This is a genomic window from Erythrobacter sp. SG61-1L (assembly GCF_001305965.1).
Taxonomy (GTDB): Bacteria; Pseudomonadota; Alphaproteobacteria; order Sphingomonadales; family Sphingomonadaceae; genus Andeanibacterium.
Genome location: NZ_JXQC01000003.1, coordinates 3376499 through 3397986 on the forward strand (window position 1 = coordinate 3376499; position 21488 = coordinate 3397986).

Here is a 21488-nt window from a genome sequence, read left to right on the forward strand (position 1 = left end):
TGCCTTGCCTTTCCTCAGGCTTCCAGCGCCGTCACGCCGCCCATATAGGGCTGCAACACGGCGGGCACTTCCACCGAACCATCGGCCTGCTGGTAATTCTCGAGGATCGCCACCAGCGTGCGGCCCACGGCAAGGCCAGAGCCATTGAGCGTGTGGACGAATTCCGTGCGCTTCGAACCTTCCGGCTTGAAGCGGGCATTCATCCGGCGCGCCTGATATTCGCCGCACCAGCTGATCGAGCTGATCTCGCGATAAGCGCCCTGTCCGGGCAGCCACACTTCGAGGTCATAGGTCTTCTTCGCGGTGGCGCCCATGTCGCCGCTGCACAGCAGAACCTTGCGATAGGGCAGGCCCAGTGCCTCGAGGACGCATTCGGCCGAGCGGACCATGTGATCGTGTTCCACCTGCCACTGATCGGGGCGGCAGACACTGACCAGTTCGACCTTCTCGAACTGGTGCTGGCGTATATAGCCGCGCGTATCGCGCCCGGCCGCGCCCGCTTCGCTGCGGAAGCAGGGGGTGAGGGCGGTCATGCGGATGGGGAATGCGCTTTCCTCTATGATCTGTTCGCGTACTGCATTGGTCAGGCTGACTTCGGCCGTGGGGATCAGCCAGCGGCCATCGGTGGTGCGGAACAGATCTTCCGCGAATTTCGGCAACTGCCCGGTGCCGAACACGGCTTCGTCGCGCACCATCAGGGGGACGGCGCATTCGGTATAGGCGTTCTGCATCGTCTGCGTATCGAGCATGAACTGGCCGATGGCGCGCTGCAGCCGGGCCATCTGTCCGCGCAGGAAGGTAAAGCGCGCGCCCGACATGGCCGCGCCGGTTTCGAAATCCAGCCCCAGTGCCGGGCCAAGATCGGCATGTTCCTTCGGCGTGAAGTTGAATTCGCGCGGCGTGCCCCAGCGGGCGACTTCGACATTGTCCGTCTCGTCCGCGCCCAGCGGCACGTCATGGGCGGGGATGTTGGGCAGGGCCGCCAGCAAAGCGTCCAGCTCGGCGGAAAGGACGCGTTCGTCCTCTTCCAGCGCGGGCAGGGTCTGCTTCAGTTCCGCCACTTCGGCCTTCAGTGCCTCTGCGGTTTCCTTGTCGCCCTTGCCCATCGCGGCGCCGATCGCCTTGGAGGCTTCGTTGCGGCGGCTCAGCGCCTCCTGCACACGGGTGGTGACTTCCCGCTTCCTGGCATCGAGGTCCAGAATGACGGTCGAGGCCGGTTCGGCCGCGCGCTTGGTCAGGCCCGCGTCGAACTCGGCGGGATTCTCACGGATATATCGCAGGTCGTGCATGGGCGCGGGCTATGCCGTTTCGGCCCGCCCCATGCAAGAAGTGTCAGCCCTGCTTCGTGCCGCAAGTATTGATCCCGATCAGCGAATAGAGCGGGCAGGTGCTCAGGAAGCCGGTGGCGAGCGGGATGATGCCCAGCCAGCCCCACTGGGTCTTGGGGCCGACGAACACCAGCGCGATAAGCACCAGCCCCACAATGATACGCAGAGTGCGGTCAATCCCGCCGACATTGGTCTTGAACATCGCAAGCCTCCTCTCGTGCCAGGTGCGACGAGGCGATCATGCCACGCAGGGGGCGTGCGTCAATTCAATATCCCGCGGCCTGCCGTTCCCGCAAAACGCCGGTGAGATAGGCGACCATGCGCACTTCGGCCTCGGGCAGCATTCGAACATAGATGCGCCGCCCATCCTGCGGATCGCGATGGCGCTCCACCAGCCCTTCCTGTTCGAGTTGGGCAAGCGAGCGGAGGGCAGTGGTCGAAGGCACCAGCGAGGCAAGGCAGGCGTCGCTGACCGTCACCTGCCGGTTGCGCTTGCTGGAAATATAGAGGTCCAGCAGAATGTCCCAGCCCGGTTCGCCGAACAGACCGACCGGGAATAGTTCGCGGCGTGCCTGCCGGTGCCGGTATATTGCCTCTGCGACGTAGACCAGCAGAGTCTCGTCCGGCACTTCGCCAAGCGTGCCCCAGGGGTTCTGCTGAGGTTCTTCTTCGTCAGGCACTGACTTCACTGCTCCCGCCATCGAGAGAAGCTGCTGGCTGAGAGCCAGAAGCCGGCTGGCGAAATCACCCGGATCATCGGATTTGCTCATGGCCTTTTCGCTTCTCCGGAAAGGCCGCAGTCGTTCGCCGCCAGTTGCGATAGGGCCCAAGCCGCTTGAGGCGGGCACGATGAAGTGCTGTTCCTGCCAAGAGGCAGACCAGTTCCAGAAGCAGCGGAAGCTGCGTCATCGCCCAATAGGCGCGCTGTTTCCCGACGATCCCGATGATGATGACGAAGTGCCCGAGCAGAGTAATCAGCGCGGCTGCGCACATGCACATCGGCCAGAACCGGTTTGCCCGCAAAGCCAGCCATGCCATCGCCAGAAACAGAGCGAAGTCCATCATGGCGTGGCCAGGCTCCACCGTTTCGAAGCCCGGTTCCCCCCCCAATGTGTGATAAAGTGGATCGACCAGCAGATGCCGCGCGCCCACGAGCAAGGCACCCCAGCGCTCCGGCTCGCCGCCCTTCCAGGCGACAAGTGCCAGGATAAGCGCGGTGGCCGTGAGAACCAGGGTTACAGAAAGGGACATTCGACCCGGCGTTCATGCGCCACTCCGCCTGACGTAACTCAGGCCGTCACGAGGCGAGTCCTGCCGATGCGGCTGGACCTGCAATCTGCAGCATCAAAGCACGGGCTGCCCTGCAGGTATAAGTGGCTGGCTTTCATCGCGTCGCGTCCTCGTTCTTTCTGGCCTTACTGCCATGGCTTGTCCGGCCTCGAGATTCCGCGGGGGTCAGCGTCCCAATATGCGCGATGCTTCGGTGAAGACCGCCATGCTGCCCAAAGCGAGGATCAGAATGATCAGCGCGAGCAACAGGATCGTACCGATCCGCATCAGGTTGCCATACGGCCCCTCGAAAATCTCTGGGACGACAGGGGTGTCGCTAGCGTCGCCCAATTCAGCCTCCGACGTATCATTCGCTTCAGCCAAATCGGGCGGCTCTGGAGCCCCGCCGTCCATTGTTGCAATCTCGGCGGGTTCGAGCGTTTCGGCTATACGTGAATTTTCATATGTCATTGCGTCGCATATGGAGCAAATGCGACGATATTCCTGCGCCAGTTCCCCGCGAGTGGCCGCACCGAGCTTGGACTTGGCGAACTGAATGCGCTGGTCGACCGTGTGCGGAGAGATGCCCAGTTCACGCGCGATTTCCTTCGACGTCTTGTGCTGGACCAATTGATCGAGCACCTCCTTCTGCTTGGCGGTCAGTGCCGCTAGCAGGGCAATTTCGTCTCGGGATGAATCCCTGTCCATAACGACCCTGGCGCGCCCGTTCCATGGCTGCGCTTCACTATGAAACGCTTCAACTTCAATTGGCTGGCTGTGTTTCTGGCTCAATTCAATATGGACGGTTCGCGGACAAGGCAACCCGAACACCGGGGTTCGGGAAGGCCGATGTATCCGTTTTCGAACGGAAATTGTGAAGTTTCGTCAGCCCCTTACGTGATGTCCCTTATTATTTTGACAAAACGTCAAAATGGAACGCGCGCGAGGGCACAGCCTCGGGGGCAAGGGCCATCTCCGGTGGGGAAATGGTGGGCGCGGCAAGGATTGAACTTGCGACCCCACCCGTGTGAAGGGTGTGCTCTACCACTGAGCTACGCGCCCGCCGATCGGTGAAAGAGGCAAGCTCTTCACGGCAGGGGCGCGCCCTTGCCATGCCTTTCATCCAAACTCAAGCGCAAAGACGGAGCAAGCTGCTCCACCTGCCATCAACGACCAAGCCAGGCGGCCAGCGCTGCAAACCTGCCGGTGGCGGAAACCTGCGGCGTACTTGCAGTTTTTGGTGCACATTCAAGGCAATAGGCCTGTGCGCCCCGGTTTTCGAGCAGCCGGCCGAGATCTTGCACCGCACGCCCCATCCTTTGCTCTTCCCGGCCCGCGACAGTGGCGAACAGGTCGCGGGAAGATGCCGTTCCCGTGGTCTCGGATTCGCTGCCCAGCAGTCGCTCGATCAGCGAAAGATAGGGGTCCGTACCGCCACCAAGATAGTGCACCTGCCATTCGCCCTGCTTCAGGCCTGCCTTCTGCGCGGCCCATTCGATGGCTGCATCGACATCGCCGAACTGGTCTACCAGGCCGATCTGGCGAGCGGTGCCACCGTCCCACACACGGCCCTGAGCGATCCGGTCTACCTGTTGTGGCGTCATGTTTCGCGATTTGGCCACTAGCGAAAGAAACACGCCATATTCGTGTTCAACCGTTTGCTGCAGCACCGAATCGATTTCGGGAGTGAAGCCGGACAATATGTCCGGCTGGCCGGATAGGGGCGTGCTCCTTACGCCGTCCGATCCTACTCCCCAGAAGCCGAGCGCCTTCTCGAAGGTGGGCACGACGCCATAGACGCCGATGGAGCCGGTCACGGTTTCGGGTTCGGCGAAGATGCGGTCGGCAGGGGTGGATACCCAATAGCCGCCGCTGGCTGCGTAATTGCCCATGGAGACGACGATGGGGATGCCCTTGCGCTTGTGGCGCAGGATCGCCCTGCGGATCGCTTCGGAGCCTGTAATCGTGCCGCCCGGTGAATCCACGCGCACCACCAGTGCAGCCAGATTATCGTTCAGCGCCTCGTCCAGCAGGCCGGAGATGCGCGCGCCGCCCGCTTCGCCGGGGCCGGCATCGCCGTCGCTGATCTCGCCTGCGATGGTGATGACGCCGATCGTCTTGCCACCGGTCAGGCTGCGGCCGCCTGATCCCGGCTTGACGGCGGCAAGCCAGGGCTTGAGTTCGGTCTTGGCGAAGGAGCCGGGCGCAGTGTCGAAGGGGTCAGCACCAACGATCCCGGCCACATGCTTGCCGAAGGCTTCCCAATCGCCGACCTTGTCGACCAGTTTCGCATCGAGTGCCGCTTTCGAGGGATCTCCGCCGCTGGCCTGCAACCATGCCACCGTGTCCTTCGTTACACGGTCGATGTCCGCCTGCGGGCGGGCCTTGCGGAAATTGGCCTTATATTCCTCCCATATGGACGAATAGAGCGCCTGCGCGTTCTCCCGCGCCTCTGGCGACATGTCGTTGCGCATATAGGGTTCGACCGCGCTCTTATAGGTGCCCACGCGATAGACCCGGACATTGACCTTGAGGTAATCGAGCAGGCCCTTGAGATAGAGGCGGTCCCCTCCCGGGCCGGCGATGATCGCGCCGCCCATGGGGTCGACCCACACTTCGCTGGCATGGGCTGCCAGCATCATGGAATCGTCGGTATAGGCCAGTGCGAATGCGAGCACCGGCTTCTTCGCCTTGCGCACCCGGTCCAGCGCGGCGCCGATTTCCTGCATGTGGATGTGCCCGCCCCCGGTGAAGGAAGAGAGGTCCAGCACCACGGCTTTGATCCGCTTGTCGGTGGCTGCCGCGTCGATGGCGGTGACAAGGTCGCGCGCCTGATATTGCGAGGCGGGCAATTGCTGGCTGACCAGCGCTTCGAGCGGATCGATGGCGGATGCTTCTTCCACCACGGAGCCATCAAGCTGGAGGAACAGGGCGCCATCTCGCACCACGCCGGGGCTGGGTCGGGCGCTGAGGATGGCGAACAGCGCCATGAAGAACAGCAGCAGGAATGCAAGCGAGAGCGCATCCTTGATCCCGACCAACAGGCGCCAGACTTTTCCTGCAAAACTCATTCAGCTGTATCCCGATCCTGAAAGGGTCCGTTCGAAATCGACATCTAGGCGCGGGGCGCCGGAGGTTCCACAGGAAACCACTCAAACCACCGATGTGGATCGATGCCGGGCGTTGCCATGGGCGCAAACTGTGCCTATTGCCCCGGCTTTAATGACAGCGACGCCAATCCCCTCAGCGCCAGGCCGTTTTCCGGCCGGATGGCAGGCCTTCCCGCATCGTGACCTTGTGGGAATCGGCCAGCTCCAGACCCATGAAATCATGTTCCTGCTGGAAGAGGCGGAACAATGGGTGGCCCTCAATCGCCAGCCTTCCAAGCACAGCAATCTGCTGTCTGGCCTGACGATCATCAACGCCTTCTTCGAAAATTCCACGCGCACGCTGCTGAGCTTTGAAATCGCGGGCAAGCGGCTGGGCGCCGACGTGGTGAACATGCATGCGGCCCAGTCCAGCGTGAAGAAGGGCGAAACGCTGATCGACACGGCAGTGACGCTTAACGCCATGCGCGCCGATGCCATCGTCATACGCCATGCCAGCAGCGGTGCAGTGCGTCTGATTGCCGAACAGGTCGATTGCCCGGTGCTGAATGCGGGAGACGGCCAGCACGAACATCCCACGCAGGCCCTGCTGGATGCGCTGGCCTTGCGCCATGCGCTGCGTGAGCGTGGGCGCAATGAGTTTGCGGAGGGCCTGTGGGGCCTGCGCGTAACGATCTGCGGGGACATTCTGCACAGCCGGGTGGCTCGTTCGAACATCCTTTGCCTCACCGCGCTGGGCGCAGAAGTGCGCGTCTGTGCGCCGCCTGCGCTGATGCCCGCCGGGATCGAGGAAATGGGAGTGAAGCCGTTCCACGATTTCGATGCCGCGCTGGACGGGGCCGAAGTGGTGATGATGCTGCGGCTGCAGAACGAGCGGATGAACGGGCAGTTCGTGCCTTCCACTCGCGAATATCGCCACCTTTACGGGCTGAGCGCAAAGCGGCTGAGGAAGGCGGAGCCCGATGCACTGATCATGCATCCTGGCCCGATGAACCGCGGCGTGGAGATCGACAGCGACGTGGCCGACCTGGAAGGCCGCTCCATCATCACCCGTCAGGTGGAAATGGGCGTGGCGATCCGCATGGCCTGCCTTGAAGTGCTGACCCGCCGGACGCGCGGAGTGCCGGGCTGGAGCGCGGCGGACATGGCCGGGGAGATCGCATAATGAAGCAGCCCCTGCCGTTTACGATCACCAATGGCACCCTGGTGACACCCGCCGGCCTTCGTAAGGGCGCTCTGCGCTGTGAAGGCGCGCGGATCGTCGCGCTGGGCGATATTACGCCGCACGTGGGCGACCAAATCGTCGATGCCGCTGGCAAGCTGGTCGCGCCGGGCCTAGTGGACCTTGGTGTCTTCGCGGTCGACAAGCCCGCGTTCCATTTCGGCGGGATCACACGCGCGGCACTGATGCCCGACCAGAGCCCACCGCTGGACCATCCGGCGCGCATCCAGTTCCTGGCCTATAGCGGCAAGCCGGACCTGTGGGTCCATCCGCTCGCCGCCGCGACCGTGGGGCTGGAAGGCGGCAATCTGGCGGAGCTTGCGCTGATGCGCGATGCGGGTGCACGTGCCGTTGCCACCGGGCGCCGCTGGATCGCGGATTCTGGCGTGATGCTTCGCCTGCTGCGTTATGCGGCGATGCTGGACATGGTGGTTGTTACCCATGCCGAAGATGGCGGGCTGGTGGGCGAAGCCGTTGCGACGGCGGGCATGATGGCCACGCGCATGGGCCTGCCCAGTGCCCCGGCCGAAGCCGAGGCGCTTGCCGTTGCTCGCGACATCGCGCTGGCCGAACTGACGGGCGCGCGCATTCACCTGCGGCAGGTGACGACCCGTGCCGCGCTCGATCTGGTGCGGGCGGCCAAGCAGCGCGGCGTGGCAGTGACGGCCGGTGTGACGCCTGCCCACTTCATGCTTTCCGATCTGGCCACGGCGGAATTTCGTACCTTTGCCCGCATGTCCCCACCGCTGCGCGAAGAGGCGGACCGGCAGGCGGTGATCGAGGCAATCGGCGAGGGCACGATCGATGTCGTTTCCAGTGGCCACGATCCGCGCGGACCGGAAGACAAGCGCCTGCCATTCGCCGATGCGGAACCGGGCATGGCTGGGGCCGAAACCCTCCTGGCCATGGTGCTGACGCTGGTGCGCGACGGCGTAATCGACATGGCCCGCGCCTTCGATCTGCTGGCTGCAAATCCGGCCGCACTGCTGGGCGTCGACGCCGGGGTACTGGCCGAGGGCATGCAGGCGGACATCGCGCTGATCGACGCTGAAAAGCCGTGGATCGTGCAATCCGCGAAGATGGAAGCGAGCGCGGGCAATACGCCGTTCGATGGCCAGCCCGCGCAGGGCCGTGTCACGGCGCTCTACAAGGGCGGGGTACCGGTCGGGAACTGAATTCCCGCAGCTGCCCTTTCCCGTTCCCTGAATGAAAGGAAGGCCCCCGGCGGGGTTCCGCAGGGGGCCTTCCGGGGGAAGCTCTCAGGCCGCTGCGTCAGCGGCTGGCGAGGCGCCGTCCATCATCGACAGTGCCCGGCAGCGGGCGGCCCTGAGCATAGGCAATGCAGCCATCGCCGCCTGCCTTGCTGACCTTGCCGCACATGGAGCGCGAACTGCCGGCCGAATAGCCGCCGGCGGCGACACGCCAGTAATTCCGCCCGTTCACGCGGGCCTCGGTCAGCACCATTTCGTGGTTCGCCAGTTCCGGATAGCGCTTCACGTAAATACCCCATGCGCGGCGTGCGCCCTGTTCGCTGGAGAACGAGCCGAGCTGGACCAGATGCGTGCCGTCTGCGGCAGCAACGCGGCTGGCCGCCTTGGCCGGCGCGCTCTTTGCTGCGGCAACCTTGGCAGGCTTCGGAGCGGGCGCGACGAAGCTGCGCGAATCGAGCGCGACCTTGCCGGTGGAAGCAGTATCGTTGCCCGAGAAAGCAGCCTGAAAGTCGCTGACGCGCTGCGGGCTGGGCGCCTTGTAGGCAGGGGCAGTGAAGGCCGGTTCCGGTGCATCGCCGATGGGCGGCAATTCGTAATTGCCCTGCACTTCATTGCCCAGCGCAACGGCGGACTGTTCCGGCTCCGCCACAGGGGCAGGCACGGCAATTGCTTCGCTGGCGAGCTGTTCCGTGGTCGGGAAATTGGCGAGGGCAAGCTGGACCGGCTGGCCGGGATCACTCATCGCCGGGGCCACCTGCAGCAGCATGGCGACCCGCTGGCGGTAGGCGTTGGGGTGAACGCTTGCGGCCCATTCGGCCATCCGGTCGCCCACTTTCTCCGTGCCGAGATCCTGCTGTGCCGTCAGGCGGGCCTCGCGCCAACGGCCAGCCAGCGCATAGGAATAGGCCAGGTTCTGGCGCACCTTGGCGGTGTTCTCGCCATTGCGCAGGGCATTGGACAGCACGTGGATGCCGCGTTCGGGCTGGCCGGCAAGCGAATAGGCAAGGCCCAGATCGCCTGCGGCAATATCGCCTTCATAGGATTTGAGCAGCGCGGATGCCTGCGCGCCCTTGCCGTCTGCCGCAAGGGCAAGGGCCAGGCTGAGCGCAGTGCGGGGCGAGTTGTCGCCCAGCTTCATCGCATCGTCGAAAGAGGTCGCTGCCGAAGCGAAGCGGCCGGTTTCGAGATAAGCGGAACCCAGCGTCGAGCGGAACTGCGCGTTGCGCGGTTCGGCCAGCACGGCGGCTTCCGCGTGCTGCACGGCGGTTTCATACTTGCCCTTGGCCAGCGCGGCCTCAGCCTTGGACGCCGAGAGATTGGCTGGCGGTGCGGAAGATGCGCAGCCCGTCAGCGTTACGCCGGCGAGCGCGGTGGTCAGGGCGAGGCCTAGCAGCCTTGCTTCCCTGGGTCCGATCGTCTTGGCGGTGCGGTTCATGGTCACATCCCCTTGGGTAGTCATTTCCGCTTCAACTGGGCGGCAAGCGAATCGAGTTCAGGAATGCCCGAGAGCAGCCGGTCGAGAGCTTCGGTCACGATCTGCTGGGCGCTGAGATTGCGAATGGTGCAGGCCAGACGCAGCTTGAGGTGGCGTTCCGCGTCCACGCGCAGGGTGAAGGCGGCGCGGCGGCCGTCATCCAGTGCACTGCGGCGATCCGCGGCGCTGCGAGCCGAAGTGCGTGCATCCTGTTCGGCAGGAATCTGCGCAGCCGGCTGGGCCACCTTGCGGGCAATTTCTTCCTGCTGGCGCAGCACTTCGGGCATTTGCGGCGTGGATTCCGCGGAATCATCGTCCGCAAGGCCTGCGTCGCTGTCCGATTCGCCGGCAAGCGTGTCTTGGGTGTCGTTTCCTGCCGGTGCGTGCGTCAGTGCTACGACTTCGGCGGGGCGGGGCGATTCGTCTTCGCTTTCATGGCCCATATCGTTCCAGCCGAGATCTTCGATCGGTACGATGCCCTGGCGTTCATAGATACCGAAAGGCTGGAATTGCGCGCGCATCGCCGGGCGCGCGGCACCCTTGCGTGCGAGCAGCGTGGGGCCAAGCGACGCGAATGGCTTGGGCTCGCTCATACCGGCGGGCCTCAATTCTGGGCCACCCGGCGGCCGAACCCGCCAGCAGGACGATACATTCCGGACACCTGAGCCACGCCGGGAGCGGCGAAGACGGTGCGGCGGAAGTTCTTTTCCAGGCGGTCGGAGATGTAATTCCACAGCGCGGCGATCTCGTGGGCGGATTTGCCCGAGGGATCGACTTCCATCACCGTGCGCCCGTCGATCATCGAGGCGGCGAAATCGGTGCGATGGTGCAGGGTGATCGGGGCGACCGTGCCGTGCTGCGACAGGGCAACGGCGGCTTCGGACGTGATCTTGGCCTTGGGCGTCGCGGCATTGACCACGAAGATCAGCGGCTTGCCCGCGCGCTCGCACAAATCCACTGTCGCGCCGACGGCCCGCAGATCGTGCGGGCTGGGGCGGGTGGGAACCACGATCAGTTCGGCGACCGAGATCACTGACTGGATCGCCATGGTGATTGCAGGCGGGGTGTCGATTACGGCCAGCTTGAAGCCCTGCTGGCGCAGAGTCGCCAGATCGTTCGCCAGGCGGGCGACAGTCGTCTGGGCAAAGGCGGGATATTCGGCCTCGCGCTCGTTCCACCAGTCGGCAAGCGAGCCTTGCGGGTCGATGTCGATAAGCACCACGGGGCCTGCGCCGGCACGCTGGGCCTGCACGGCGAGGTGTCCAGACAGGGTGGTCTTGCCAGAACCACCTTTCTGCGATGCCAATGCCAATACGCGCAAGGTCGATCCCCCTGGGTTCACTGGTTTACAAGCCGGACAAGTCCTCGAATTCCGGCATTTCAAGTTCCGGGATCGCAGATCACCCCTAATTTTCAGTTAATGGGGCCGGGAATAGCGGTAGGCCGGTTGCGCCGATTGGCGTTGGGGCCGAACCGGGCCAGTCGAGGTTTGCTAACCGGCTGTTCACCATGTCATTCTATGCGGTGCGGAAATGCCCGGCGGGCAAGGCGGGCGGCACAGCCAAAAGGGGCAAGCAAGGTGAGCGCAGCGACTATGGCGACAATTCGCCCGACAGGATTGATAGCCGGGCTGATCGCGCTGGCATTCGCGGCGCCCGCGCTGGCGGATGTGAAGGCTGGCGTCGATGCCTGGAGCAAGGGTGATTACGCCGCCGCCGTGGCCGAATGGCAGGGGCCTGCCAAAACGGGCGATGCCGATGCGATGTTCAACATGGCGCAGGCCTATCGCCTTGGCCGGGGGGTGGAGGAAGATTCCTCCATGGCGGAATATTACTATGCCCGTGCTGCGGAAAAGGGGCACATCCGCGCCGCCGATGTCTATGGCCTGATCCTGTTCCAGACCGGGCGCCAGCAGCAGGCATTGCCCTATGTGCAGGATGCCGCGCGCCGGGGCGATCCGCGCTCGCAATATTTGCTGGGCATTGCCCATTTCAACGGCGATCTGGTGCCCAAGGACTGGGTGCGGGCCTATGCCCTGCTTACTCTCGCCAATTCGCAAGGCCTGCCTCAGGCGGGGCCGGCACTGGCGGAAATGGACCAGTACGTGCCCTTCGCCCAACGCCAGCAGGCCGCGACCCTGGCAGTGGAAATGCAGCAGCAGGCCGATACCGCGCGCGCCAGTGAACTGGCGGCGTTCGATCTGGCGGCCGTGGATGGCGATCCGGCACTTGCCGCGCGGCCGGTGGTGAATACGGCGCCCAAGGCGGCGGGGGCCACGGCGCCGCTGGCCAGTGCCTCGCCCCGCGTGCCGCAGCCGGTGCAGTCCACTTTCGTGCCGCCTTCCACGGCCTCTGCCGAAGAGGCCGTGCGGCAGGCGATGACGGCCGATGGAACCGAAAGCCCGGCCACGGCCGGGGCAGATTTTGCCCGGCCCAATGCCCCCAAAACCGCGCCAACGCAGCCGCAGCCTTCGGGCGTGGTGCAGCGCCCGCTCAATGGATCGCCTGCCCCGGAGATTGCGATTGCACCCGCGCCGGCCTCGGCGGCACCCAAGGTCGATGCGCCGAGGCCCCCAGCGCCGAGGCCCGTAGCCAAACCTCCTGCTGCCAAACCTCCCGCGCCCAACCCTCCCGCGGCCAAGCCTCCCGCGACCAGGCCCGCACAGGCGGCGGCTCCTGCAAGCGGGCCGTGGAAGCTGCAGCTCGGTGCCTTCGGTGTGAAGGGCAATGCAGAGAAGCTGTGGGCGCAGCTTTCCTCCCGCCCGGAACTTTCCGGCAAGCAGCGGATTCTCGTTCCGTCGGGCAAAGTGACCAAACTGCTAGCAGGCGGCTTTGCCTCGCGCGCGGATGCGGATAGGGCCTGCGCGAAACTGAAGGCGGCCGGGCAGGAGTGCCTCGTTACCCAGTAAACCCGGCGGGCAAGTCTCCCGCCCTTGATTAAGGACGGGACATGCAGTCGATCGCGCGGGGCGTAGAGGGGGCTTCCGGCCCTGTCGCACCGGTTGCGCCGGAGCACAGGCTCGTCTCGCTGGACTTCATTCGCGGCATTGCGGTGCTGGGTATCCTGTTCGCCAATATCGTCGCCTTCGCTCAGCCCTATCTGGCCTATGGCTGGCCGCTGGGCTTCGGCCGCCAGCCTGATGTGGTGGAGACGGGGCTGTGGCTGGCGCAATTCCTGTTGATCGACGGCAAGATGCGCGGGCTGTTCACGCTGCTTTTCGGGGCGGGGATGGCCCTGTTCGCCACGCGGGCGGCCTTGCACGGGGGCGGGATCGGGCTGCAATTGCGGCGGCTGGGCTGGCTGATGCTGTTCGGCATCGCCCATTTCTTCCTGCTGTTCTGGGGCGACATATTGTTCCTCTATGGAATCGCCGGGCTGATCTCCTTGCCCTTTCTGGCCATGCCTGCACGGTTGCTGCTGCGCGTGGGGCTGCTGTGGTACGGTGCGGCGGCGATCTATCTGATCGTCTCCCTCACCGGTACGCTGGTGCTGGAACAGGACGTGCAGGCTCAGCAGGCCAACCCGGCGCTGCACGGCGCGCTTGTGGAGATGGAGAGCGACCGGCTGATCGACGCCGAGGCAGAGCGGGCCGCCTTCACCTCGGGCAGTTATGCGCAGGAATTCGCCTATGTCGTAGAGGCGCGGTCTCACCTGCTGGGCGAATATCCCACCTTTGCCCTGCTGGAGACCGTGCCGCTGATGCTGATCGGCATGGCACTCTATCGGCTGGGTTTCTTTGCCGGGGGGTGTGATCCCGGGCGGATGCGTCGCTGGGGCTGGGCAGGCGTACTGGGCGGCGGTGCGGTTTCATTGCTCATGGGACTGTGGGCAATAGATTGCGGCTTTCCCTATTGGCTCACTCGCTTCGTGTCGGACTTTGCGGGGCAATTGCCGCGCATTGCCATGGTGCTGGGGCTGGCCGCGTTGCTGATCCAATGGGCGCCGCATGCAGTGCAGGGCTGGCTGGGCCAGCGGCTGACGGCGGCCGGGCGCATGGCCTTCACCAACTATATCGCCACTTCGGCGGTGATGATGCTCGCGTTCCGCCACTGGGCGGGCGGGCTTTGGGGAGAACTGGGCCGCGGCGGGCTGTTGCCCTTTGCCATTGCCGGCTGCGCCCTGATCCTTGCCTGGTCTAAACCCTGGCTTGCCCGCTTCCGCTATGGCCCGCTGGAATGGCTGTGGCGCTGCCTGTCGTACTGGAGGCTGTTTCCGCTCCGCCGTTGACGCAGATTCTTCTTGCTACTGCAATCCATTCGCATTAACAGAAGCGCATGTATATCTGCATCTGCAACGCCATCCGTGAGTGCGATCTGCGCGCCGCCGCGCGCTGTCATGCAGGCGATCCCGACACGGTTTACGAAAAACTGGGCAAGCATCCGCAATGCGGCCAGTGCCTGGACGAAGCAGCCGAAATCCTGATCGAGGAACGCGGCGGCACGCCTGAAACCGCCCCCGATTTCACGCTCGTCCGCGCCTGAGGGCGGGCGCTTCCACTATCGCAAATCACTCGCAACACCGCAGAAATGCGGGGTTTTCTTCGCGCGGCCCTTGCCTTCCTTGCAGGTGGGGCGCATTCTGACACAATCCTGACTTCAGCAGCATAAGGGGCCGGCCATGAAGGGCGACGCCAAGGTCATCGAGTTCCTCAACAAGGCGCTCACCAACGAACTCACCGCGATCAACCAGTACTGGCTGCACTACCGCACGCTGAAACACTGGGGCGTTTCCAAGCTCGCCGAGAAGGAACGCGAAGAATCGATCGACGAAATGAAGCATGCCGACGTTCTGGCCGAACGCGTGCTGTTCCTCGACGGGCTGCCCAACTTCCAGGCGATCAACCGGCTCAAGGTGGGTGAGACGGTGGAGGAAATCCTCAAGGCCGATCTCGCGCTGGAGATGGAAGCCATCCCCATGCTGCGCGACGCAATCGAATATTGCGAAACCGTGCGTGACTATGTGAGCCGCGAAATCTTCGAGCGCATCCTCGAAAGCGAGGAAGAGCATGTCGATTTCCTCGAAACCCAGTTCGACATGATCGAACGGATGGGCCTGCAGAACTACGTCCAGTTGAACAGCGAAGCGGCGGAGTAACCGCCCGCCCCGTCAGGCCGCCTCCCTGGCGAAGCGGCCCGGCGGCACACCCGTGTGCCGGGTGAAGGCTGTGCTGAACGCGCTGGGCGAGCCATAGCCGGTTCGCTCGGCGATTTCGGCCAGCGGCACCTGCCGTTCGCGCAGCAGTTCTCTGGCCAGCGCCATGCGCCAGGCCAGCAGATATTCCATCGGCGGCACGCCGACGATTCGGGTGAACCGGTCAAAAAAGGCGGAGCGGGACAGGGCTGCCTCGCCGGCAAGCTCTGCCACCGTCCAGCCGCGCGCCGGATCGCCATGCATCAGCCGCAGCGCATCGGCGAGGCGCGGATCGGCAAGGCCGCGGAGCAGCCCTGCTGGAGTATCCTCGCGAACGGTGCGCAAAGCCTCCACCAGCAGCACTTCCACCAGCCTTGCGAGCACCAGATCCCGGCCGGGACGGCCTTCCAGTGCTTCTTCCCGCACCAGTTGCACTACGCGCCCCAGCCGGTCGGCATCGCGCAACAGCACCATCGGCGGCAACAGCGATACGAGCAGGTTCGCATCCGGCGAATCGAATAGGAAATAACCACCCAGCAAGCGCACATCCGGCGGCCCGTCCTTCCGGCCGTGGCGGACTTCGCCGCTGGCAGCCGCCGCTTCATGCGGGTCGATCGGGGTGGGGCGGGCCGGTTCGAAGCCAGACATGGTGAAGCCGGGTGTGGCCGGCAGCAGCACGAAATCTCCGGGAAGGAGCGTTACGGGATCGAGCCCGCCCACGGCCAGCCTGCAGCCGCCTTCCAGCACGGTGCAGAAACTCGGCTGTCCGAAATCGGAATAGTGCACTGCCCAACGCCCCGCGCCGCTGATCCCCTTGGTGAACACGGTGCGTGGGCGCAGCAGCGCCATGATCTGTGAAAGTGGATCGCTCACTCCTGGACTATAGCGAATAAAATCCAGATTTTGAATTATAGATCGTCCCGATTGTGTCTCCTACCGTCCGGGTAGTGAATTGAAGGAGACGCATATGAAAACCGTTCTGATCACTGGCTGCTCGTCAGGCTATGGGCTGGAGACAGCCCGTCACTTCCACGCAAATGGCTGGAACGTCATCGCCACCATGCGCCACCCGCGCGCGGACATCCTGCCTGCCGACGACCGGATGCGGATCGTGCCGCTGGATGTCACGCGGACAGAGAGCATCGCGGAAGCGATTGAGGCAGCAGGCCCGCTCGACGTTCTGGTCAACAATGCGGGCATCGGCCTTGCCGGCGCGCTGGAGGCGACTCCGCTGGCAAAGATCCGCGATGTTTTCGCAACGAATACACTGGGCACTATCGCCATGTGTCAGGCCGTGATCCCGCAAATGCGCGCGCGCCGTGCTGGACGGATCGTCAATGTCACGTCCAGCGTCACGCTTGCCCCCATGCCGCTGGTCGCCGCCTATACTGCCAGCAAGACGGCTGTGGCGGGGTTCACGGCCTCACTGGCGCTGGAACTGGCGGCATTCGGCATTGGCGCGAAACTGGTGGAGCCGGGCTATGGCCCGACCACGCGCTTTGCCCAGAATACCGACCTGCGGCTGGAAGATACGATCCCCGAGGCCTATGCCGATTTCGCACGGCCCTTCCTCGAAGCCTTTGCGCAGCCTGCGCTCGTCACCACGCCGCAGGATGTGGCGGAAACGGTGTGGCGCGCGGCAACCGATTCGGGCGAGCGACTGCACTATCCTGCCGGGCCGGATGCTGTGGCGCTGGCGGGCCTTGATGGCCGCGTTGCCGCATAAGCAGCTAAGCCATGCCGCCGGATAGTTACGCTTGCTTGTCCGGCGGCAGGTGCGTTCATAGCTAGGCTCTCCCTCCAGTGGGAGATCGCCATGAATGGTGCGAACAGCCTGACTTATGCTTCGATCATGCTGCTTGGCGGCATGGCAATTCCGGTAATGGCCGCAATGTCGGGCGGGATCGGGGTGAGGGTTGGCAACCCTTCCTTTGCGACCGCCACAGTGTTCGCGCTGGCCTTCCTGATTACGGCCATTGCCGCATTCGCAACCGGCATGCCGCGGTTCGCGCAGATCGCTTCTGTACCGCCCTGGCTCTATCTGGGCGGCGTCTGCGTGGCGTTCTACGGCCTGTCGATCACCTTTGTCGGCCCGCGCTTCGGGTTGGCGAATGCGATCTTCTGCGTGCTGGTGGGCCAGATTGTCGCGGCCGCGCTGATCGACCATTTCGGCCTGTTCGGCACCCCGCAGGCCAGCATCGACGGCAAGCGCCTGCTGGGCATGGCAGTGATGGTGCTGGGCCTGTTCCTGGCGAAGAAATAGCGGGCAAGTGCCCGCTCAATCCTTGGCGAAGGGGCTCTTGGAACTGCGCAGGGTCAGTCGCACCGGCACCGATCCGAAGCCCAGTTCGCGGCGGATGCCGTTCACCAGATAGCGGCGATAGCTCTCGGGCAGATTGTCCAGACGCGATCCGAAGATCACGAAGCTGGGCGGGCGCGTCTTGATCTGGGTGATGTAGCGCATCTTGATGCGCTTGCCGCCCGGCGCCGGGGGCGGGTTGGCCTCCAGCGCATCGTCGAACCAGCGGTTGAGCCCGGCAGTGGGCACTCGCTTGGACCATGTCTCGCGCAGTTCGAAGGCTGCGCCGATCAGCGTATCCAGCCCCTTGCCGGTGCGGGCCGAGACGGAGAACAGGGGCACGCCGCGCACCTGCGCCAGCCCTTCGTTCAGTGCCTCGCGAATGCCGTTGTAGAGGGCAGAGGCGTCTTCGGCCACGTCCCACTTGTTGATCGCAATCATCAGGGCGCGGCCTTCCTGCAGCACCATGTCGGCAATCTTGAGGTCCTGATGTTCCAGCCCCTTGGTGGCATCGAGCAGTAGCACGACCACTTCGGCAAAGTCGATTGCGCGGCGGGCATCGGCCACGGAAAGCCGTTCCAGCTTTTCGACCACGCGGGCCTTCTTGCGCATCCCCGCCGTGTCGATCAGCCGCACGTCGCGCGTCTCGCCCGTCTTGGGATCGGTCCACTGCCAGTCCACTGCAATCGAATCGCGGGTGATCCCGGCTTCCGGCCCGGTCAGCAGACGGTCTTCGCCCAGCATGCGGTTGATCAGGGTGGACTTGCCCGCATTGGGACGGCCCACGATGGCGAGCTTGAGCGGCCCGGTGGGCAGTTCGTCGCCATTCTCGTCAAGCTCGGGCCCTTCCGGCTCTTCCGCTTCGGCCCCTTCGAGCAGGGGCAGCAGGGCCTCGAACAGATCGCCCAGGCCTTCGCCATGTTCGGCAGAGAAGGGAATCGGATCGCCCAGCCCCAGCGCATAGCCTTCCATGATGCCCGGCTCGCTCGCGCGGCCTTCCGCCTTGTTGGCGACGACGATCACCGGCACATCCTGTTCCCGCAGCCAGCGGGCAACTTCCTCGTCCAGTGGGGTCACGCCCGCGCGGGCATCGAACACGAACAGCGCGACCGTGGCGCCCTGCACGGAAACCTCGGTCTGCGCGCGCATGCGGCCGGGCAGGCTGTCAGGGTCTTCATCTTCCCACCCGGCGGTATCGACGATTGTGAAGTCCAGCCCCAGCAGATGGGCCTCGCCAAAGCGCCGGTCGCGCGTGACGCCGGGCTGATCGTCCACGAGGGCGAGCTTCTTGCCCACCAGACGGTTGAACAGGGTCGATTTGCCCACATTGGGGCGGCCAATGATGATGACCTGAGGGAGTGCGGTTGATGCCATTGGCCTCGCAGGTGGCCTGTGGCGCGAAGAAACGCAAGGATTTCGGCTCTTGAGCAGCAGGGCGGCTACGGTCCCGAAGGGAGGTTTGCCGCACAGGTCTGTCACCAAGGGGCACAGAGGTGAGACCTGTACGGCAAATCCCGGTCGCCTGACGGCGAATCCCTACTTCACTGTTAACTATACATCGCAGGATCAAAATAACCCACATCAAACATTAACCGTGTTCATGTGGGGACAGATTTCAAAGCTCATGGCCGGTGCGGCGTTGGCTCTGGTGGCCACGCCGGCACTGGCCGAGCCGGCGATCAATCCGGCTGACACATCCGGCATTCAGGCGGGGCCTGTCCTGCCGTATCTGCAATGCGTGCCTTATGCGCGGCGGGTTTCCGGCATCCAGATCTATGGAGACGCCTGGACCTGGTGGGGGCAGGCGGACGGCCGTTACAAGCGCGGCAGCCGCCCGAGAGTGGGGGCTGTCATGGCTTTCCAGCCCCATGGCAACATGACGCTGGGCCATGTCGCGGCGGTGAGCCGGATCGTGGACAGCCGCACCGTGCTGCTGCGCCACGCCAATTGGTCACCCATCGACGGACGGCGCGGCCAGATCGAGGACGATGTCCGCGCAGTGGATGTTTCGGAGAATAATGACTGGAGCGCGGTGCGTGTCTGGTTCGATCCGATCCAGTCGCTCGGCAGCACCGCCTGGCCGGTTTCGGGCTTCATCTATAACGAAAAGCCGGGCGCGAAGGCCAAGGATTCAGTTCTGGCGGCAAAGCCCTCTGCTGCTCCTCGCCGCGACGTGATCGGCGAGATCATCACCGCGAGCGAGAACAGGGGATCGAAAAAGAAGGGCTGATCGGCCCTTCGCGATCAATCCTTCTTGGCGACGGGTGCCTCTTCGCCCAGATCTTCGTACCAGGCTTCAACCGGGCCGTTGAGCTTCACCAGCAGCGGGTTGCCCTTGCGGTCCACCGTGCGGCCAGCCTGCACCTTCACCCAGCCTTCGGAAATGCAATATTCGTCCACATTCGTGCGGACGGTGCCCTTGAAGCGGATGCCAATGCCGCGCTGAAGCTTTTCAGCATCGAAAAAGGGGCTGGTCGGGTTGATCGACAGGTGATCGGGCGGGACGTCGGGGCCCGCGGTGGGGGTGGTTTCTTCGCTCATGTCCGGCCTCCTAATCGCCCGAAACGGTGCGTGCAATGTCCGATTGGGAGACGTTCGGGCGCGATTGCGGGCGACTATGCCTCGCTTCCGCTTGCCCTTTGCATCGCTCCCTTATAAGGGCGCATGCCTGTTTCGCAGGTCCGCAGGCAATGCCGGGCCTGCAGGCTTCGTCGGGCCGCGGGCGTGGCGGAATTGGTAGACGCGCTGGATTTAGGTTCCAGTATCGCAAGATGTGGGGGTTCGAGTCCCTTCGCCCGCACCAGTTTCGCCCGAGCGAATCCCGGTTTGAGAGAGATTTTTTGGAAGGCTACAGTCTGAAATGCAGATCGTTGAAACCAGCAATGAAGGCCTGAAGCGCGCCTATACGCTCACCATCGCGGCGAAGGATATCGAAGCCCGGATCGAGCGCGAGGTGAAGAAGATCGCCCCGCAGGTGCGCATGCCCGGCTTCCGTCCCGGCAAGGTCCCCGCCAACCTCGTGAAGAAGATGCACGGCGAGGCGGTTCACGCCGACGTGCTGAACAACACGATTCGCGAATCGGTCGACGGGCTGATCGCCGACAAGAAGCTGCGCCCCGCGCTGCAGCCCCGCGTCGAGCTGAGCGAAGCCTATGTTCAGGGCAAGGATGCCGAACTGGCCATCGAACTGGAAGTGCTGCCTGAAATCCAGGCTCCTTCGATCGAAGGCCTGAAGCTCGAAAAGCTGGTCGTGCCGGTCACGGACGAGCAGGTTGACGAAGCGGTCGCCAAGATCGCCGAGAACCAGAAGAGCTACAAGGACGCCCCGAAGACAAAGAAGGCCGCCGATGGCGACCAGATCATCATCGACTTCGTTGGCAAGCTCGACGGCGTGGAATTCGATGGCGGCAAGGCCGAAGGCGCGCCGCTGGTGCTCGGTTCGGGCCAGTTCATCCCCGGCTTCGAAGACCAGCTGGTCGGCGTGAAGACCGGCGATGAAAAGACCATCACCGTCACTTTCCCGGAAGATTATCCGGCCGAGAACCTGAAGGGCCAGGAAGCGACCTTCGACATCACCGTGCAGCAGGTGAAGGTTGCCGCCGACACTGTGGTGGACGAAGATTTCGCCAAGTCGCTCGGCCTCGAAAGCCTCGAACAGCTCAAGGGCCTGCTGCGCGGCCAGCTGGAGCAGGAAACTGCCGGCCTGACCCGCACCGCCATGAAGCGCGCCCTGCTGGACGTGCTGGCCAAGGATCACGATTTTGCCGTTCCGCCGACCATGGTGGAAGCTGAATTCCAGCAGATCTGGAACCAGCTGCAGCAGGAAGCTGCTCGCGAAGCGGACCCGGAAGCTGCCCGCGCCGAAATCGAAGCCGAGAAGGAAGATTACCGCCGCATCGCCGAACGCCGCGTGCGTCTGGGCCTGCTGCTGTCGGAAATCGGCCAGGCCAATGGCGTGGAAGTCAGCCAGCAGGAAATGCGCATGCTGATGCAGCAGGCTGCCCAGCAGTATCGCCCGGAAGACCGCCAGCGCTTTGTCGACTATGTCGCAGGCGATGCCATGGCTCAGGCCCAGTTGCGCGCTCCGCTCTATGAAGACAAGGTCGTCGACTTCCTGTTCGACAAGGCCGAAGTCACCGAACGCGAAGTGACCCGCGAACAGCTGGAAGCCGCGATTGAGGCCGAGGAAGGCGAAGAAGCCGCTCCTGCCCCGAAGAAGGCTGCTGCCAAGAAGCCGGCCGCCAAGAAGGAAGCCAAGGCTGACGACGCGGCCGAAGAAGCTCCTGCTGAAAAGGCCCCGGCCAAGAAGGCTCCGGCAAAGAAGGCCGCTGCCAAGGCTGACGCTGCCGAGGAAAAGCCGGCTGCTGAAAAGAAGCCCGCGGCCAAGAAGCCTGCTGCAAAGAAGGCTCCGGCCAAGAAGTAATCGCCTTCACGGCGTAACGAAAAGG

The 21488-nt window shown here is 64.1% G+C and carries 22 protein-coding genes and 2 tRNA genes; 11 read left to right on the forward strand and 13 right to left on the reverse strand.

The genetic code is table 11. The annotated features are described in order from the left end of the window. Positions 1–14 precede the first annotated feature (14 nt). From serS to sppA, 7 genes are all read right to left on the reverse strand, one after another. The gene (gene serS, locus SZ64_RS16515) at positions 15–1289 is read right to left on the reverse strand and encodes a serine--tRNA ligase (protein WP_054531820.1); all 1275 of its coding nucleotides are present in this window, start codon (positions 1287–1289) and stop codon (positions 15–17) included. Positions 1290–1332: 43 nt separating this feature from the next. Continuing rightward, positions 1333–1530 (reverse strand): DUF2892 domain-containing protein, encoded by a 198-nt coding sequence (locus SZ64_RS16520; RefSeq protein ID WP_054531821.1) that lies wholly within the window; start codon positions 1528–1530, stop codon positions 1333–1335. 64 nt (positions 1531–1594) lie between these two features. Beyond that, complete coding sequence (locus SZ64_RS16525) at positions 1595–2098, reverse strand: MarR family transcriptional regulator (RefSeq protein WP_054531822.1); 504 nt, start codon at positions 2096–2098, stop codon at positions 1595–1597. Then, positions 2082–2579, reverse strand: coding sequence for a hypothetical protein (locus tag SZ64_RS16530; protein WP_054531823.1), 498 nt, complete (start codon positions 2577–2579; stop codon positions 2082–2084). Before SZ64_RS16530 ends, SZ64_RS16525 begins: the two co-directional genes overlap by 17 nt. Positions 2580–2783: 204 nt before the next feature. After that, a complete protein-coding gene (locus tag SZ64_RS16535; protein ID WP_241773069.1) occupies positions 2784–3389 on the reverse strand; it encodes a helix-turn-helix transcriptional regulator in 606 nt (201 codons plus the stop codon). A gap of 195 nt (positions 3390–3584) precedes the next feature. Beyond that, positions 3585–3659, reverse strand: a tRNA-Val gene (locus SZ64_RS16540). A 104-nt stretch (positions 3660–3763) separates the two neighbouring features. Beyond that, the gene (sppA, locus tag SZ64_RS16545; protein ID WP_054531825.1) at positions 3764–5668 is read right to left on the reverse strand and encodes a signal peptide peptidase SppA; all 1905 of its coding nucleotides are present in this window, start codon (positions 5666–5668) and stop codon (positions 3764–3766) included. 151 nt (positions 5669–5819) lie between these two features. Between sppA and SZ64_RS16550 the strand changes: the two genes are divergently transcribed. Both SZ64_RS16550 and SZ64_RS16555 read left to right on the forward strand, forming a co-directional pair. Then, complete coding sequence (locus SZ64_RS16550) at positions 5820–6869, forward strand: aspartate carbamoyltransferase catalytic subunit (protein ID WP_054531826.1); 1050 nt, start codon at positions 5820–5822, stop codon at positions 6867–6869. Then, positions 6869–8101: a dihydroorotase gene (locus SZ64_RS16555; RefSeq protein ID WP_054531827.1), complete on the forward strand. Its 1233-nt coding sequence runs from the start codon at positions 6869–6871 to the stop codon at positions 8099–8101. Before SZ64_RS16550 ends, SZ64_RS16555 begins: the two co-directional genes overlap by 1 nt. Positions 8102–8198: 97 nt before the next feature. On the opposite strand, the gene SZ64_RS16560 is transcribed toward SZ64_RS16555, so the two are convergent. From SZ64_RS16560 to SZ64_RS16570, 3 genes are read right to left on the reverse strand one after another with little or no spacing between them, the layout of a single operon-like run. Further along, positions 8199–9572: an SPOR domain-containing protein gene (locus SZ64_RS16560; protein WP_162225128.1), complete on the reverse strand. Its 1374-nt coding sequence runs from the start codon at positions 9570–9572 to the stop codon at positions 8199–8201. 20 nt (positions 9573–9592) lie between these two features. After that, positions 9593–10204 carry a hypothetical protein gene (locus SZ64_RS16565; RefSeq protein WP_054531828.1) on the reverse strand — a complete coding sequence of 204 codons (612 nt, stop codon included), beginning with the start codon at positions 10202–10204 and terminating at the stop codon, positions 9593–9595. Between the two features lie 11 nt (positions 10205–10215). Further along, complete coding sequence (locus SZ64_RS16570) at positions 10216–10932, reverse strand: ParA family protein (RefSeq protein ID WP_082384650.1); 717 nt, start codon at positions 10930–10932, stop codon at positions 10216–10218. Between the two features lie 258 nt (positions 10933–11190). Here SZ64_RS16570 and SZ64_RS16575 point away from each other — a divergent pair, with 258 nt between their 5' ends. The 4 genes from SZ64_RS16575 to bfr all read left to right on the forward strand — a co-directional run bounded on the left by SZ64_RS16575 (position 11191) and on the right by bfr (position 14705). Beyond that, positions 11191–12519, forward strand: coding sequence for an SPOR domain-containing protein (locus SZ64_RS16575; RefSeq protein ID WP_241773070.1), 1329 nt, complete (start codon positions 11191–11193; stop codon positions 12517–12519). Between the two features lie 41 nt (positions 12520–12560). Beyond that, the gene (locus SZ64_RS16580) at positions 12561–13838 is read left to right on the forward strand and encodes a DUF418 domain-containing protein (RefSeq protein ID WP_054531831.1); all 1278 of its coding nucleotides are present in this window, start codon (positions 12561–12563) and stop codon (positions 13836–13838) included. 47 nt (positions 13839–13885) lie between these two features. Beyond that, positions 13886–14092, forward strand: coding sequence for a (2Fe-2S)-binding protein (locus SZ64_RS16585; protein ID WP_054531832.1), 207 nt, complete (start codon positions 13886–13888; stop codon positions 14090–14092). Positions 14093–14228: 136 nt separating this feature from the next. Further along, complete coding sequence (gene bfr / locus SZ64_RS16590; protein ID WP_054531833.1) at positions 14229–14705, forward strand: bacterioferritin; 477 nt, start codon at positions 14229–14231, stop codon at positions 14703–14705. 12 nt (positions 14706–14717) lie between these two features. On the opposite strand, the gene SZ64_RS16595 is transcribed toward bfr, so the two are convergent. Continuing rightward, positions 14718–15614: an AraC family transcriptional regulator gene (locus tag SZ64_RS16595; protein ID WP_193391536.1), complete on the reverse strand. Its 897-nt coding sequence runs from the start codon at positions 15612–15614 to the stop codon at positions 14718–14720. 94 nt (positions 15615–15708) lie between these two features. Here SZ64_RS16595 and SZ64_RS16600 point away from each other — a divergent pair, with 94 nt between their 5' ends. Together SZ64_RS16600 and SZ64_RS16605 are read left to right on the forward strand one after the other, a co-directional pair. Then, positions 15709–16467, forward strand: coding sequence for an SDR family oxidoreductase (locus tag SZ64_RS16600; protein WP_054531835.1), 759 nt, complete (start codon positions 15709–15711; stop codon positions 16465–16467). Positions 16468–16557: 90 nt separating this feature from the next. Continuing rightward, a complete protein-coding gene (locus SZ64_RS16605) occupies positions 16558–17004 on the forward strand; it encodes a DMT family transporter (protein ID WP_054531836.1) in 447 nt (148 codons plus the stop codon). A gap of 15 nt (positions 17005–17019) precedes the next feature. Here the strand turns inward: SZ64_RS16605 and der are convergent, their stop codons facing one another. Beyond that, positions 17020–18414, reverse strand: a complete 1395-nt coding sequence (gene der, locus SZ64_RS16610; RefSeq protein ID WP_054531837.1) for a ribosome biogenesis GTPase Der — start codon at positions 18412–18414, stop codon at positions 17020–17022. 226 nt (positions 18415–18640) lie between these two features. Here der and SZ64_RS16615 point away from each other — a divergent pair, with 226 nt between their 5' ends. Beyond that, complete coding sequence (locus tag SZ64_RS16615) at positions 18641–19270, forward strand: CHAP domain-containing protein (RefSeq protein ID WP_241773071.1); 630 nt, start codon at positions 18641–18643, stop codon at positions 19268–19270. 14 nt (positions 19271–19284) lie between these two features. Here the strand turns inward: SZ64_RS16615 and SZ64_RS16620 are convergent, their stop codons facing one another. Then, positions 19285–19581, reverse strand: a complete 297-nt coding sequence (locus SZ64_RS16620; protein WP_054531838.1) for a DUF3297 family protein — start codon at positions 19579–19581, stop codon at positions 19285–19287. A gap of 177 nt (positions 19582–19758) precedes the next feature. On the opposite strand from SZ64_RS16620, the gene SZ64_RS16625 reads away from it, so the two are divergent. Both SZ64_RS16625 and tig read left to right on the forward strand, forming a co-directional pair. After that, a tRNA-Leu gene (locus SZ64_RS16625) sits at positions 19759–19843 on the forward strand. Positions 19844–19900: 57 nt separating this feature from the next. Continuing rightward, the gene (gene tig, locus SZ64_RS16630) at positions 19901–21463 is read left to right on the forward strand and encodes a trigger factor (protein ID WP_054531839.1); all 1563 of its coding nucleotides are present in this window, start codon (positions 19901–19903) and stop codon (positions 21461–21463) included. The last annotated feature ends 25 nt before the right edge of the window (positions 21464–21488 follow it).